Here is a 14,619-nt window from a genome sequence, read left to right as displayed (position 1 = left end):
GCTGCGCTCCAGCGCATCGACCGCGCAGGCCACGGCCAGGAAGGTCTTGCCCGTGCCGGCCGGGCCGATGCCGAAGCTCATGTCGTGGCCCATGATGTTCTTGAGGTACTGCACCTGGTTGGGCGTGCGGCCCTGCAGGTCGGCGCGGCGGGTGTGCAGGGTGGGGCCTTCGGCACTGTCATCAGCGGGGTTGGCCTTGGCGGTACCACCGCGCTTGGTGGTGCCTGGCCCGCCCAGCGCCTGCTGCTCTTGCGAGATGGCCAGTTGCACCGTCTCGGCCGAGATCGTGCGGCCCGCCTTGGCGTACAGCGCCTCCAGCAGGTTCAGCACCTGCTGCGCCTGGGCCTTGGGCCCGTCGATGCGGAAGGCCTCGCCCCGGCGTGCCACCTTCACGTCGAAGGCCGCCTCGATGGTGCGGAGGTGGTCGTCCATGGGGCCGCACAGGTGGGCCAGGCGGGCGTTGTCCGGGGGGGTGAAGCTGTGGCGCAAGGGCATCGGGTGGGCGATGGTTCTGGGGGGATCGTGCAAGATGGCCCCTAAATTGTCGCTTGCCCTGGGTTTCCTGGTGTGACATCTGCCTCAGAATCCAGCAGACATGCCCGGCCACCCAGGTTCAGCGGGTTGGCGTCTTTTTGAGAAGCAGTCGAGCACATGGTTCTACAGCGGTGGCAACAATGGTGGGCGAGGGCCAGCGGGCGATGGGCCTCCACCACACCTCCAGGCGGCGTGCCCGAGGAGGAGATCGCGTCCTCGCGCCTGCTGGCGCTGGGCACGATGATGCTGGGCCTTTTGCTGGCCTGGGTCGTGGCCTGGGCGGTCGTGGCGCTCAACCGCACCGCCGGTGGCGCCGAAGATGGCCGTGCCGATCCTGAGCACCTGCACGGCGTGGCGCTGCGCGGCGCCTGGACGGCGGTCACGGCCGGGCGTGGTTCGGGCGGGGTGTTCCCCTCGCAGGCCGCAGGCCAGGTCACCACCTTGCCGGATGAATGGGCGCGCACGCGTCCGGGCTTCGATGGCAGCGTCTGGTACCGCTTCCAGTTCGAGCGGCCCCAGCGCATCTCGCCGGAGGTGCTGCTGGCCGCCTACGTGGAGCGCGCGTGCTCCGCCGTGGAGGTGCAGCTCAACGGCCAGTTGCTCTACCGCGCCGGCCGGGTGGGCCAGCCCATCGCCACGCAGTGCTACCAGTCGCACGTGGTGCCGCTGCCCAGCTTCCTGCTGCGTGCCGGCGAGAACCACCTCGATGTGAAGGTGTCCGGCCACCCGCTGGACAAGGTCACCGCACGGCAGCGCGCCGGCGGCCTGGGCGCCGTGCGCATCGGCACCTGGGGTGACCTGAGCGATCTGCACGACGAGCAGACCTTCTGGTCCGTCACCGTCTCGCAGATCATCGGCGGCATCCTGGCCGTGTTGGGCGTGTTCGCGCTGGGCCTGGGCTGGGTGCGCCGCCTGGCCTACCTGGGCCATTTCGCGATGCTCACGCTCAGCTGGGCCCTGCTCACCGGCCGCTTCTGGCTGACGGACGTGCCCCTGCCCAACACGGTGCTGGAGGTGGTGATCGCCTGCCTGTTCGCGCCGATGGCGGCCTTCGCCGTGAAGTTCCTGCTGGGCTATGCGGGGCATGGGCTGCATGGCTCCAATGCGCCGGGCCGCGAGCGCCTGGTCAACCGCATCCTGTGGGCGCAGGTGCTGCTGATGCCCCTCACGCTGTGGCTGGGGCATGACAACCTCTTCATCGTCAGTCGCCTGTGGTACCTGGTGCTGGCGCTGGAGGTGTTCGCCGCCATCGTGTACTTCCTGTGGTTCGCTGGCCGCTCGCGCCGCGCCGAGTTCTGGCTGATGAGCGGCACGCTGGGCGTGACCTCGGCGCTGGTCGGCATCGAGCTGTTCTTCCAGCACCGCCTGATCCACATGTGGGGCTGGAACGCCACCTACTTCGTGATGCCCATGCTGTTCGCGGCGGTGTCCTTCCGGCTGATCCAGGTGTATGCCCGTGCACTGCAGACGGCCGAGGGCGCGCGCCAGCAGCTCGAGCGCCGCGTGCAGGAGATCTCCAGCGAGATCGAGCGCAACTTCACGCAGATCGCCGAGCTGCGCGTCGAGCAGATCGCCGAGAAGGAGCGCAAGCGCATCGCCGCTGACCTGCATGATGACCTGGGCGCCAAGCTGCTCACCATCGTGCACACCAGCGACAACGACCGCATCTCCACGTTGGCGCGCGAGGCGCTTGAAGAAATGCGCCTGTCGGTGCGCGGCCTCACGGGCCGCCCGATGCGCCTGCCCGATGCGCTGGCCGACTGGCGTGCCGAGGTGGTGTCGCGCCTGGGGCAGGCCGGCATTGAGGTGGAATGGCGCCACCCGATGGACGTGATGGACGAGCCCTTGTCCGCACGCACCTACGTGCAGACCACCCGCATCATCCGCGAGGCGGTCAGCAACGTCATCAAGCACAGCCAGGCCTCGCACGTGGTGATCCACTGCGAGGTGGGCACGCACGATTTCCAGATCGTCATCCAGGACAACGGCAAGGGCATCCCGCTGGAGCTCGACGGTCGCCTGGACCGTGGCCATGGCATGGCCAGCATGAAGCACCGTGCCAAGCAGCTCAACGGGCAGTGCCTGGTCGAATCCGGTCCGGGATTCGGAACCGTGATCCGCCTGAACCTGCCGCTGGAGATCGAAACCGTGGCATCCGCGCTATCTCACGGGGCCTCACCCCCCCGTAAAGGCGCTGCGGCTGCTAGCATCCCTGTTCAGACCCCTGGGGGTAACCCCAATGCTTATTGAATGAGGCCCTGGCCATGAAGCAAATCCTGTTGCTCGAAGACTTGCCCGAGATCCGTGCCTGGCTCAAGACACTGGCCCTCCAGGTGTTCCCCGGCGCGCAGATCCACGAGAGCGCCCGCATCCACGACGCGCTGCAGCTCGTCAATGCCATGCGCTTCGACGTGGCCCTGTGCGATCTGGGCCTGCCCGACGGCTCCGGCGTCGAGGTGGTGCAGGCCCTGCGCGACAAGCAGCCCGATGTGCAGTCGGTCGTTGTCACCATCCATGACGACGACGAGCACCTGTTCCCCGCGCTGCAGGCCGGCGCCTTCGGCTACCTGCTGAAAGAGCAGTCGCGCGAGCAACTGGCCGAACAGCTTCAGCGCATCGCCCAGGGCGAGCCGCCGCTGTCGCCCTCGATCGCGCGCCGCGTGATCCAGTACTTCACGGCCCAGGCCCGCATGCAGCCGCAGCACGTGGGCAACGATGCCGATTCCGTGACGCCGCACGTGCAGCTCACCGAGCGCGAGAACGAAGTGCTGCTGCGCGTGGCCAAGGGCTTCACGCTGCCCGAGATCGGCCAGCAGCTTAACCTGTCGCGCCATACCATCGCGGATTACGTCAAGCAGATCTACCGCAAGCTCAACGTGTCCTCGCGTGCCGAAGCGGCGCTGGAAGCGCAACGACTGGGGCTGTTTCGCCGATGATCTCCCGGTTGACGGGCGTGCTGGCCGATAAGGCCCCGCCCAGCGTGCTGGTCGACGTCAACGGCGTCGGCTACGAGGTGCAGGTGCCCATGAGCACCTTCTACAACCTGCCGGAAACCGGCGCCAAGGTGACCCTGCTCACGCAGTTCATCGTCCGTGAGGACGCGCAACTGCTGTACGGGTTCCTCACCAGTGCCGAGCGCGAATCCTTCCGTGAGCTGGTCAAGATCAGTGGCGTGGGGCCGCGCATCGCCTTGAGCGTGCTCTCGGGCCTGACCTCGAACGACCTGGCCCAGGCCGTGGCCACCCAGGACACGGCCCGCCTGACCAAGGTGCCCGGCATCGGCAAGAAGACGGCCGAGCGCCTGCTGCTCGAACTCAAGGGCAAGCTGGCCCCGGCGCTGAACGTGCCGGCAGCCGAGGTGTCTGGCGGCGAATCGCATGCCGACATCCTGCAGGCGCTGATGGCGCTGGGCTACTCCGACAAGGAGGCCCGCGCGGCGCTCAAGGCCCTGCCGCCCGACGTGGGCGTGAGCGAAGGCATCAAGCAGGCGCTGCGTGCTCTCACGCGTTGATCACCAGCCCACTTGGCCCATGTCACAGGGCCCTGACGGATTCAGGGCATGATAGCGGGCTATGTGCTTTGTGAGTTCACCCCGGCAGGCGGCCCGCGCCGCCACGGCGGTGCTGATTCCGGTATTCATGTGGGCAGCGGTTCCTGGCCTGGCGGCCGCCGCGCCGCAGGCCGCAGCGTCCGCTTCATCCCCGACCCCGTCCCAGTCTGTTACTGCGGCCAAACCCGCCAAGCCGGCGGCGGCGCCGACCAACAACATGACGGTCCGGCCCTCGGTGGCCCCCCTGGTCAACAAGCCGTCCGTGCTGGGCAAGCCGGCGGATGACCCGTCGCGTGCCAAGTCCGTGCTGCCCGCGCAGCCGGCCCTGTCGCGCACCGTGGACATCCCCACCACGCAGGCCTTCTGCGAGCAGAGCGTCAAGCGCCTGCCCAGCGTCGGCATGGCGCTGTGCCGTGGCGCGCAGCTCACCGACAACGGCGGGCGCTCCGTGCAGGGGCAGCCCTTCTACCAGCGCGATGTGGTCTCGCCTAACCCACAGCTCAAGGTGCTGGTGATCGGGGGCATCCATGGCGATGAGCTGTCGTCCACCTCGCTGGTGCTGCACTGGATCCAGCACGCCACGCAGACGCCGGCCAATGTGCACTGGCGCTTCGTGCCGCTGGTCAACCCCGACGGCATGCTGCGCGATGTGCCGCGCCGCACCAACTCGCGCGGCGTGGACCTGAACCGCAACTTCCCGACGCCCAACTGGGACAAGGAAGCGCCCTTCTACTGGAAGGGCCGCACGCGCAGCGACCCGCGCCGCTACCCCGGCCCCAAATCCCTGTCGGAGCCCGAGAGCAAGTGGGTGCACGACGAGATGGAGCGCTGGAAGCCCGACCTGATCGTGTCGGTGCATGCGCCCTACGGCGTGCTCGATTTCGACGGCCCCACGTCACCACCGCAGCGCCTGGGGCGCCTGTACCTGGACCAGGTCGGCATCTTCCCCGGGAGCCTGGGCAACTTCGGCGGCGTGCACAAGCGCGTGCCCGTGGTCACCATCGAGCTGCCCAGCGCCATCCGCACCCCGCAGGATGCCGAGATGCGCCAGATGTGGCTGGACCTGCTGCGCTGGATGGGCGAGCGCCTGGGCGCGAACTGAGGCTGGGGCTACGCAGGGGCAGCCCCCTCACAGCGCGCGTCAAAGGCCCAGGGCCCAGGCCTCAGGGCAGCGGCTTGAGCTGCCCCGCGCGGGCGCGCTCCAGCCGCTCGGCGAAGCTCGCCGGCGGCGGTGCCACGGTCTTGCGGCCCTGGCCGAAGTTGTCGGCCGACAGGAACACCACACCGGTCTTGCCGCGCGCCACTTCACGGCCCGTGGCCTTGTCCTGCAGGCGAAAGACCAGGTCGAAGCCGTACTTGTTGAAGTCGTCCGGCACCATGTCCACGCTCAGGGTCTCGCCGTAGAAGGCCTCGGACTTGTACTGCGCCATCATGTCGCCCACCACGATGGATTGCCCATCGATGTCGCCCTCGCTGCGGTAGCCCAGCCAGCGGAAGAAGCGCACCCGCGCCTCCGACACCAGCGTGAGCAGCAAGGCGTTGTCGAGGTGACCACCCTGGTTCACATGACTGATGTAGATGGGGACGTCGGTGGTGAAGAGGAACTGCTCGGGCAACTCGAATTGAAGGCGGGCCATGGTGGGCAAAGGGCGGCAAAATACAACGCCCGCATGATACCTGCGGGTTTTTTACCTATGCTTGGCTCAGGGACGGCCTGGCGCGTTCAAAACGCGCCAAATGCATCCAAAACGGCCCAAATCAGCGCGGCGGATTGGCCGGGATGCCCGCCAGGATGCCCAGCAGCCGCTGCAGCTGGATCGGCTTGACCAGGTAATGGTTGAAACCGGCCTGCAGCGCCCGGGCGATGTGGTCGGGCAGGGCGTCGCCGCTCAGCGCGATCAGCGGCACGCGGCGCGTGAGCGGGCTGGCGCGCAAGGTGCGGCACAAATCCAGGCCGCTGCCGTCGGGCAGGTTGATGTCGACCAGCGCCACGTCGGGCATCTCGCCCTGGATGGCCGCCAGCCCCTGCGAGGCCGTCGGGAAGGACGACAGCTGCACCTGCGGGTAAGCCGCGAACAGGGCCTCGACCAGACTGCGGTTCAGGGCGTTGTCCTCGACGTGGATGATGCGCAGCGGCGGCAGCTCGATGCCGGCCGGCGGGCTGTTGGGCGTGGCGGCCGGGGTGGCCAGCCGGTCGGCCAGGGGCAGGTTCAGCGTGAACATCACGCCCTTGCCCAGGGCTGTGCTCACACCCAGGCTGCCGTTCATCAGTTCGGCCAGGCGCTGGGCGATGGCCAGGCCCATGCCGTGGTCGTCCAGCTCGTCCAGGCCGGGCGACTGGCGGGCAGGCGCCTTCTGGCCGCCCGAGGCGGTGAAGGGCTCGAACAGTCGGTTGGCATCGCCGCCGGGCAGCAGTCCATCGCCGCCCTGGTGGTTCACCTCGATCAGCGCGCGGCCATGGTCGGGTGAATGGCGGCAGGCCACCCACACTGTCTTGTCGGGCAGGCAGTGCGAGATCGCGAAGCGCAGCAACTGGGTGACCACATCGCGCACGTGCACCGGGTCGGCCCAGGCGGTGGGAGCATCGCCTTCGATCACCAGGGTGACGCGGCGTTCGCGGGCGGCAGCCTCCAGCGAATGGCTGGCCTCCTTGCTCACGGCCAGCAGGTTCACGCGCTGGGCGTGCACGGGCAGGGAGCGGTCTTCGGCGTTAGCCAGCTTGACGGCCTTGTCCAGCAGATGGATCAGCTGCTGCGCGGCCTGCTGGATGTTGGCCACCTGGCGGCGCGCATCGGGGGCGGCCTGGATGTCCATGTCCAACAGTTGCGAGAAGCCCACGATGGTGTTGAGCGGCCCGCGCATGCCCAGGCTGAGCTGCCCCAGGAAGGTGGTGCGGCGCGCCAGGGCCACCTCGGCCTCCAGGCGGCTGTGGTGCTCGGTCTGGGCCCAGCGCTGGGCGCGCAGGTCGGTCAGGATCTCGATGTAGCGATCCACCGAGCCATCGGGGCCTGGCAGGGGCTGCACGGTGCGCTCCACCCAGAAGGCTTCGCCATCCTTGTGGTGCTGGCACATGGCCACGCGCTCGACGCCTTCGCCCTGCGAGATCCACTGGTTGATGCGGCGCACGGCCTCGGCATCGGTCTGGGGGCCGCTGAGCAACTCCTCGACCTGGCGGCCGTAGGCGTCTTCCAGCGTGTAGCCGGTCAGGCGGGTGAACGCCGGGTTGGCCCAGCGGATGCAACGCTGCGCGTCACACACCAGGACCGCATCGGTGATGCGGTCGGCCATGAGGGCCAGTTCCTGGTTGGTGGCGTGCGCAGGACGCGTGGACCCCGTTGGCGGGGCCAGCGGTGCCTGAGGAGGGATGGTGGAGGAGTCCGACATGACCCGAGTCTCCTGTGGTGCCAGTGTGGGTGCGGATGTTATGGAAAAAGGATATCCACCCCGTAGGCGATCCGCAAGGGCCGACGCTGGATAATGGGTAACTCAACATTGCACCGAGGCGCTGCTTCATGAGCTCTGTCTACGATTTCACGGCCCAGACCATCAACGGCCAGCCTGCACCGTTGTCAGAATACCAAGGCAAGGTCCTGTTGATCGTCAACACGGCCAGCAAATGTGGCTTCACGCCGCAGTTCGAAGGCCTGGAAAAGCTGTGGAAGGGCTATTCGGACAAGGGGTTGGTGGTGCTGGGTTTCCCATGCAACCAGTTTGGATCTCAGGACCCGGGCGCGAACGATGAAATTGCCTTGTTCTGCCAGCTCAATTACGGGGTCAGCTTCCCCATGATGGGCAAGATCGATGTCAACGGTGGCAACGCCCATCCGCTGTACCAGTGGCTGGTCAAGGAAGCCCCCGGCATCCTGGGCACCAAGTCGATCAAGTGGAACTTCACCAAGTTCCTGATCGGGCGTGATGGCCAGGTCATCGGGCGTTATGCGCCCACCGATGCGCCCAAGGCGCTGGTGTCCGACATCGAGAAGGCGCTGGGCTGATCAGCCTGGGCGCTTGAACCGGGTTCAAGCCTGCAGGGGCAGGTTCGGCATCTCGGCCGCGCCGGCCAGGTTCATCGGGTCGGCGGTTTCCACGACGCTGTCTGATGGCGCGCTGTCGTTGGTGACCACCTGCGGGCAGCGCAGGCAGGCGCTCACACCTTCCTGGGCCCACCACATGCAGCGGCTGCGGATGGCGCAACGCGGCGGCTTGCTCACCACCACGGGCGCGATGCGCACGGTGCGGATGGCCAGGCGGCACTTGCGGCGGGTGTCGTCGAAGTGCCAGCACTCGGTGCTCATGGCGCAGGGCGCGCCAAAGCGGAACACCTCGGCCGGGTCCACCGGGGCGGCCATGGCGACCACCTCCGGCGTGACGGGAAACGACTGCTCCAGGTAGGACACCTCGGGCCGCTCGGCGCTGCCGCCGATCACGGCGAAGACTTCGGCGCCGTCCAGGTGGTGCTGGGCGCTGGGGCACATGGGGATGGCGGGGTGTTGCATCGCATGCTCCTCGTCGTGGGCCGTGAGGTGTCCTGGGGACTTTGTTTGATCAGCGCGCGACGATCTGGCCGATGTTGGCGATCTCGAGTTGCTTGATCTGGGTCAGCTGCAGGTTGCGGATGATCTCGGGGTTGATCTTGCCGTTGATGATGTTGCCGCCCACGGGAAAGTAGGTGCCGGCGCCGCTCACGGCCTGCACCTGTTCAGCGCTCAGCTCGGTCATGCGGCGGGCGGCCAGGGCGCGCTCCACGCCTTGGGCGGCCAGGGATTGCAGATCGGCCATCGCAGCGCGGCCGGCGGTCTTCAGTTCGGTCTTGGTGGTCATAATGAGTCCTTTCGATGTTGAGGGGATCGTTCCAATCGCCACCGTGTTCAGCAGGAGTCGGGTGTCGATGGGATGGACTGTAAAAATCCGCGTACCGCCCCACATCCTGCGAACTAGGGCCTCCCCTAGCTCAAGCTAGGGCCCCCATGCTGGGGCCCCAGTTCTAGGGAGCCGGGATAATGGGCGGTATAGCCCAGGAGCTCTCAGCCATGTTCAAGCACGTCGATGCCTACCCCGGTGACCCCATCCTCACCCTCAACGAAGATTTCCAGAAAGACCCGCGCCAGGGCAAGATCAACCTGAGCATCGGCATCTACTTCGACGAAGAAGGCCGTCTGCCGGTGATGGACGCCGTGCGCCAGGCCGAGACCGCGCTGCTGGGCAACGTCGGCCCCAAGCCCTATCTGCCGATGAGCGGCGCGCCCGATTACCGCCAGGCTATCCAGCACCTGTTGTTCGGCGCGCAGCACGAGGCCGTGACGTCGGGCCGCATCGCCACCATCCAGACCATCGGCGGCTCGGGCGCCTTGAAGGTGGGCGGTGATTTCCTCAAGCGCTATTTCCCCGATTCGCAGGTGTGGGTGAGCGACCCCACGTGGGACAACCACCGCGCCATGTTCGAAGGCGCCGGCTTCACGGTGAACACCTACCCGTACTACGACGCGGCCACGGGTGGCCTGAAGTTCGACGCCATGCTGTTGGCCATCGATGCGCTGCCCGCCAAGAGCATCGTGCTGCTGCACGCCTGCTGCCACAACCCCACCGGTGTCGACCTGAGCCAGGACCAGTGGAAGGCCCTCACCGCCGTGCTCAAGGCGCGTGAGCTGCTGCCCTTCCTGGACATCGCCTACCAGGGCTTTGGCGATGGCATCGATGAAGACGCGTTCGCCCTGCGCACGCTGGCCGACGCTGGCGTGAGCTTCTTCGTGGCCAACTCGTTTTCGAAGAGCTTCTCGCTGTACGGCGAGCGCGTGGGCGGCCTGAGCGTGGTCTGCCCCGACAAGGCCGAGGCCGGCCTGGTGCTGGGCCAGTTGATGGCCTGCGTGCGCCGCAACTACTCCAGCCCGCCCACGCACGGCGCGCGCATCGTGGCGCAGGTGCTGAACACGCCCGCGCTGCGCCAGTCATGGTCGGATGAACTGGGCGCCATGCGCCAGCGCATCAAGCTGATGCGCCAGCGTCTGTACGACGGCGTGGTGGCCCAGTTGCCCGGCCGTGACGTGCGCTACTTCATCGACCAGCGCGGCATGTTCAGCTACACGGGCCTCACGGTCGCGCAGGCCGACACGCTGCGCGAACAGCACGGCGTGTACGTGCTGCGCTCGGGCCGCATGTGCGCTGCGGGCCTCAATGCCAACAACGTCGACAAGGTGGCCGAGGCCATCGCGGCTGTGCTGCGTTGAACGGACGATAGGGAGACGACAAGGTGGTGATGGGGTGATCCGGGCTCAAACGTAGCCCGGTGGGCAGTTTGGGCGCGCCATATCAGGGAACCCCTTAGTTGAGGGGGCGTCAAGTTCGGTTCAAGATCGACCTTTGATCGAACAAGCACAACGGATTGCGCAGCGCCATGACCCAACCCTATCCCTGGCTCCAGAGCTACCCGCCGGGCGTGCCCGCCGAGATCGACCACAGCACCTACCCCTCGCTGGTCGATCTGATCGATGAAGGCCTGACCAAGCACCGCGACAAGGCTGCCTATGCCTTCATGGGCAAGCACTTCAGCTTCGGTGACATCGACCAGGCCTCCAAGATTTTCGCGGCCTACCTGCAGACGCTGGGCCTGGCCAAGGGCGATCGCGTGGCCGTGATGCTGCCCAATGTGCCGCAGTACCCAGTGGTGGTGATGGCGATCCTGCGCGCGGGCTATGTGGTGGTCAACGTGAACCCGCTGTACACGCCGCGTGAGCTGCAGCACCAGCTGTCTGATTCGGGCGCGCGCGCCATCATCATCCTGGAGAACTTCGCGCACGTGCTCGAGCAGGTGCTGGCCTCCACGCCGGTGCAGCACATCGTGCTGGCCAGCATGGGCGATACGCTGGGCTTTCTGAAGGGCGCCATCGTCAACCACGTGGTGCGCAAGGTCAAGAAGATGGTGCCGGCCTTCAACCTGCCCAACGCCGTGCGCTACAAGGATGCGCTGTCGCGCGGCACGCAGAGCCGCTACACGCCGGCCCAGCCCGGCCCGGAAGACGTGGCCGTGCTGCAGTACACCGGCGGCACCACCGGCGTGAGCAAGGGCGCCACGCTGGTCCACCGCAACATCATCGCCAACCTGCTGCAATCCGAGGCCTGGAACCAGCCCATATGGGCCCAGGTGCCCGAGGGCGAGCAGCCCACCATGGTGTGCGCGCTGCCGCTGTACCACATCTTTGGTTTCACGGTGAACATGATGCTGGGCCTGCGCCTGGGTTCGTGCAACATCCTGATCCCCAACCCGCGCGATCTGCCGGCCACGCTCAAGGAGCTGTCCAAGCACCGCTTCCACAGCTTTCCGGCCGTGAACACGCTGTTCAACGCGCTGGCCCACCACCCCGATTTCAACAAGGTGGACTGGAGCCACCTGCGCCTGTCCGTCGGTGGCGGCATGGCGGTGCAGGGCGCCACGGCCAAGCTCTGGAAGGACAAGACGGGCTGCCCGATCGCCGAAGGTTACGGCCTGTCGGAGACCTCGCCCTCGGCCACCTGCAACCCGGTGACCAGCACGGCCTACTCCGGCACCATCGGCGTGCCCATCCCTTCTACCGAAGTGCGTGTGCTCGATGACGCGGGCAACGAGGTCGCTGTGGGTGTCGCTGGCGAGATCGCCATCCGCGGCCCGCAGGTGATGGCCGGCTACTGGCGCCGCCCGGACGAAACCGCCAAGGTCATGACGGCCGACGGCTTCTTCCGCACCGGCGACATCGGCATCATGGACGAGCGGGGCTGGTTCAAGATCGTCGACCGCAAGAAGGACATGGTGCTGGTGTCCGGCTTCAACGTGTACCCCACCGAGATCGAAGAGGTGGTGGCACAGATGCCCGGCATCCTCGAATGCGGCGTGGTGGGCGTGCCTGATGAACACTCCGGCGAGGCTGTGAAGCTGGTGGTGGTGCGCAGCGATCCGAACGTCACCGAGCAGCAGGTGCGCGATTACTGCGCCCAGCACCTCACGGGCTACAAGCGCCCGCGCGTGATCGAGTTCCGCACCGAGTTGCCCAAGACGCCGGTGGGCAAGATCCTGCGGCGCGAACTGCGCGGTTGATCGATGGGCTGATGCGTGGTGGGGGCCTTCTTAGGCCCCCATCAGCTTGACGGGCACGATCTCCACCGACGCTTCACCATCGCCCACCCACACGGTGCCATCCTGCACTGTGACCTGCAGCACCATGCTGCGCTGCGCCAGCTTGGCCAGTTCCTGGCTCTGCTCGGTGGGCACCTGCCACACAGTCAGTTTGTCGGCCCGTGTGAGCTTGCCGGCAATGTTGTTCCACCACACGTTGGTGCTGCTCTGGAAGGCCCACAGGCTGACCTTGTCGGCGCGGCCGCAGGCCTTCATCAGGCGCTTGTCGTCGGGCTGGCCCACTTCCACCCAGTGCAGGATGTCGTCCGAGAAGTTCTTGTGCCACAGCGCAGGCTCGTCGGGCTCCCACATGTCCTTGGCCAGCTCCAGCGTGCCTTCGGAGGTGTCGGCCGGCCAGCCCATGGCCAGGGCCAGCACGCGGATCATCATGCGCTCGTCCGTCTCAGAGGGGTGGCGAGCGATGGTGATCTGCGGATCGGCGTAGACGTGACGGTCCATGTCGGCCAGTTGGATCTGGGCCTTGTAGATGGTGGCTTTGAGCGCCATGGTGGGGTGACTTCCGGATGCGGTGAGAGAGGTGATGCGGCGGGCGCCGTGGTTCAGTGCGCTGCGAGCCAGTCGCCCAGATCCTTCAGCACGGTGGCCTGGTCGGGTTCGTTGAGGATCTCGTGGGCCATGTGCGGGTAGGCCTTGGTGGTCACCACGCTGCGCGGTGCGGTGGCGCTGAAGCGCTCGCTGCCGGCGGGGCGTACGCAGCGGTCGCTGCCCGCGTAGATCAGCAGGGTGGGCACGGCCCAATGGGCGGCGCGTGCGTGCACGGCCTCGCCGCCTTCCAGCATGAAGCGTGTCAGGCGGGCGGTGATGCGGTCGTGCACCAGCGCGTCATCCACATAGCGCTTGACCACGGCCGGGTCGGAACATACCCACTCGGGCTTGAGGCCGTTGCCCACGGCCAGGTCGGGCGTGAGGCGACCCAGGCTGCCCAGCATGCCCTTTTGCAGGGCGTTGAGGCCGATGTCCAGCGCGGGCGAGGACAGCACGCACAGGTCCACGGGGCGGCGCCACGGCGCGTCTTCCACCGGCTGGGCCCAACTGGCCACGAAGCGCGCCACGGTGAGGCCGCCCATGCTGTGGCCCAGCACCAGCAGGCGCTGGCTGGGGTAGGTGTGGCGCAGGGTGTCGATCACGGCGGCCAGATCGTGCAGCAGGTCGTCATCCTGGGCCAGGCCGCCGCGAGGGCCGGGGGAGCGGCCATGGCCCCGGTGGTCATAGGCCACCACGGCCCAGCCAGCCTCGTTCATGAAGCGCGCCACGTGGGCGTAGCGGCCGGCGTGCTCGCCCAGGCCATGCACCAGGCAGACGACACCCAGGGGCGCAACGCCTGCCGCCAGGGGCCAGTGCGTCAAGGCCAGGGCCAGGCCATCGCGTGTGGTGGCGGTGGCAGGCAGCGAGGGGGCAGGCGGTGCGTTGGTCGTCATGGCGAAGGCGTTTGTCGTGGGACGCGGCCCGCAGTATCCCGCAAACCGGCGGGCGGCGTGTCAGCGCTGCGCGCGCAGCCAGCCCAGGCCCGCGCTGGTGCCGCCGGCGCCGGCCTGCCTGGGCTTGTATTCACAGCCGATCCAGTCTTGCCAGCCCAGTGCCTGCAGCTCGCTGAACAGATGGGGGTAGTTCAGTTCGCCCTGGTTGGGCTCGCCCCGGTCGGGCACGGCCGCGATCTGCAGGTGGCCGACCTGCCCGGCGGGCAGCCAGCGGCGCAGGCGCGTGGTGATGTCGCCTTCCATGATCTGGCAGTGGTAGAGGTCCATCTGCACCTTCAGGTGCGGCGAGCCGATGCGTTCGACCAGGCCGTGGGCGCTGGCCTGATCGCTCAGCAGGTAGCCAGGCATGTCGCGCGTGTTGATGGGTTCGATCAGCAGGGTGAGGCCGGCGGCCTGGGCTTGCGTGGCGGCCCAGGCCAGGCGCTGCTCGAAGCGTGACCGGGCGGCCTGGTGCTGGTTGGCATCAGCGGTATCGCCGGTATTGCCAAGGGGCAGCAGGCCGGCCATCACATGCACACGGGGGCAGTTCAAGGCGGTGGCCAGGGCCAGGGCTGCGTCGATGCTGCGCTGGAACTCCGCATCGCGCCCCTCCAGGCTGGCCAGGCCGCGCTCACCAGCCGCCCAATCACCGGGGGCGGCGTTGAACAGCACCAGCTGCAGGCCCAGGCCCTGCAGGCGGGCCTGGATCTCGGCGGTGGGGTGTTCGTGCGGGAACAGGCATTCCACGCCCGTGAAGCCATCGCGCGCAGCGGCCTCGAAGCGGTCCAGGAAGGGCAGCTCGGTGTAGAGCCACGACAGGTTGGCGGCGAAGTTCAGCATGGGGCTCGGTCGTGGCGCAGGGCGCGGCCGCACAAAAAGTTTCGGGGCATGGCGGTGTAGCCGATGCCCCGAAG

General features: G+C 67.5%; 15 protein-coding genes. 7 read left to right on the top strand and 8 right to left on the bottom strand.

All coding sequences use genetic code 11. From position 1 onward, the window contains the following. A partial coding sequence (locus WAQ08_RS18585) for a PhoH family protein (protein WP_422193679.1) occupies positions 1-495 on the bottom strand: 495 nt, incomplete at its 3' end. 231 nt (positions 496-726) lie between these two features. Here WAQ08_RS18585 and WAQ08_RS18580 point away from each other — a divergent pair. From WAQ08_RS18580 to WAQ08_RS18565, 4 genes are all read left to right on the top strand, one after another. Beyond that, positions 727-2,784: an ATP-binding protein gene (locus WAQ08_RS18580; protein WP_422193678.1), complete on the top strand. Its 2,058-nt coding sequence runs from the start codon at positions 727-729 to the stop codon at positions 2,782-2,784. A 14-nt stretch (positions 2,785-2,798) separates the two neighbouring features. Continuing rightward, the gene (locus WAQ08_RS18575; RefSeq protein ID WP_422193677.1) at positions 2,799-3,470 is read left to right on the top strand and encodes a response regulator; all 672 of its coding nucleotides are present in this window, start codon (positions 2,799-2,801) and stop codon (positions 3,468-3,470) included. Next, positions 3,467-4,045: a Holliday junction branch migration protein RuvA gene (gene ruvA, locus WAQ08_RS18570; protein ID WP_422193676.1), complete on the top strand. Its 579-nt coding sequence runs from the start codon at positions 3,467-3,469 to the stop codon at positions 4,043-4,045. The genes WAQ08_RS18575 and ruvA overlap by 4 nt, the downstream gene beginning before the upstream one ends. 70 nt (positions 4,046-4,115) lie before the next feature. Next, on the top strand, positions 4,116-5,186 hold the full coding sequence (locus WAQ08_RS18565; RefSeq protein ID WP_422193674.1) for a M14 family zinc carboxypeptidase: 1,071 nt from the start codon (positions 4,116-4,118) through the stop codon (positions 5,184-5,186). A gap of 61 nt (positions 5,187-5,247) precedes the next feature. Here WAQ08_RS18565 and WAQ08_RS18560 read toward each other — a convergent pair whose 3' ends face one another. After that, positions 5,248-5,721 (bottom strand): acyl-CoA thioesterase, encoded by a 474-nt coding sequence (locus WAQ08_RS18560; protein ID WP_422193673.1) that lies wholly within the window; start codon positions 5,719-5,721, stop codon positions 5,248-5,250. Between the two features lie 121 nt (positions 5,722-5,842). Beyond that, positions 5,843-7,468 (bottom strand): response regulator, encoded by a 1,626-nt coding sequence (locus tag WAQ08_RS18555; protein WP_422193671.1) that lies wholly within the window; start codon positions 7,466-7,468, stop codon positions 5,843-5,845. Positions 7,469-7,596: 128 nt separating this feature from the next. Here WAQ08_RS18555 and WAQ08_RS18550 point away from each other — a divergent pair, with 128 nt between their 5' ends. After that, on the top strand, positions 7,597-8,079 hold the full coding sequence (locus WAQ08_RS18550) for a glutathione peroxidase (RefSeq protein WP_422193669.1): 483 nt from the start codon (positions 7,597-7,599) through the stop codon (positions 8,077-8,079). Between the two features lie 24 nt (positions 8,080-8,103). On the opposite strand, the gene WAQ08_RS18545 is transcribed toward WAQ08_RS18550, so the two are convergent. Both WAQ08_RS18545 and WAQ08_RS18540 read right to left on the bottom strand, forming a co-directional pair. After that, positions 8,104-8,580: a nitrogen fixation protein gene (locus WAQ08_RS18545; RefSeq protein ID WP_422193667.1), complete on the bottom strand. Its 477-nt coding sequence runs from the start codon at positions 8,578-8,580 to the stop codon at positions 8,104-8,106. Positions 8,581-8,629: 49 nt separating this feature from the next. Beyond that, complete coding sequence (locus tag WAQ08_RS18540; RefSeq protein WP_422193665.1) at positions 8,630-8,905, bottom strand: hypothetical protein; 276 nt, start codon at positions 8,903-8,905, stop codon at positions 8,630-8,632. Positions 8,906-9,114: 209 nt separating this feature from the next. Here WAQ08_RS18540 and WAQ08_RS18535 point away from each other — a divergent pair, with 209 nt between their 5' ends. Together WAQ08_RS18535 and WAQ08_RS18530 are read left to right on the top strand one after the other, a co-directional pair. Beyond that, entirely contained in the window at positions 9,115-10,308 is a 1,194-nt protein-coding gene (locus tag WAQ08_RS18535; RefSeq protein ID WP_422193664.1) for an aromatic amino acid transaminase, read from the top strand. A 167-nt stretch (positions 10,309-10,475) separates the two neighbouring features. Next, positions 10,476-12,149 carry a long-chain-fatty-acid--CoA ligase gene (locus tag WAQ08_RS18530; RefSeq protein ID WP_422193662.1) on the top strand — a complete coding sequence of 558 codons (1,674 nt, stop codon included), beginning with the start codon at positions 10,476-10,478 and terminating at the stop codon, positions 12,147-12,149. A gap of 30 nt (positions 12,150-12,179) precedes the next feature. Here the strand turns inward: WAQ08_RS18530 and WAQ08_RS18525 are convergent, their stop codons facing one another. From WAQ08_RS18525 to otnI, 3 genes are read right to left on the bottom strand one after another with little or no spacing between them, the layout of a single operon-like run. Beyond that, positions 12,180-12,734 (bottom strand): YaeQ family protein, encoded by a 555-nt coding sequence (locus WAQ08_RS18525; protein WP_422193660.1) that lies wholly within the window; start codon positions 12,732-12,734, stop codon positions 12,180-12,182. A gap of 53 nt (positions 12,735-12,787) precedes the next feature. Beyond that, the gene (locus WAQ08_RS18520; RefSeq protein ID WP_422193658.1) at positions 12,788-13,666 is read right to left on the bottom strand and encodes an alpha/beta hydrolase; all 879 of its coding nucleotides are present in this window, start codon (positions 13,664-13,666) and stop codon (positions 12,788-12,790) included. A 60-nt stretch (positions 13,667-13,726) separates the two neighbouring features. Further along, the gene (otnI, locus tag WAQ08_RS18515; protein WP_422193656.1) at positions 13,727-14,545 is read right to left on the bottom strand and encodes a 2-oxo-tetronate isomerase; all 819 of its coding nucleotides are present in this window, start codon (positions 14,543-14,545) and stop codon (positions 13,727-13,729) included. Positions 14,546-14,619 lie beyond the last annotated feature (74 nt).

It is taken from the genome of Aquabacterium sp. (genome assembly GCF_049274795.1).
Classification (GTDB): Bacteria; Pseudomonadota; Gammaproteobacteria; order Burkholderiales; family Burkholderiaceae_C; genus Aquabacterium.
Note: the sequence above shows the minus strand (reverse complement) of the source record. Positions and strands in the feature narration are given on the sequence as shown.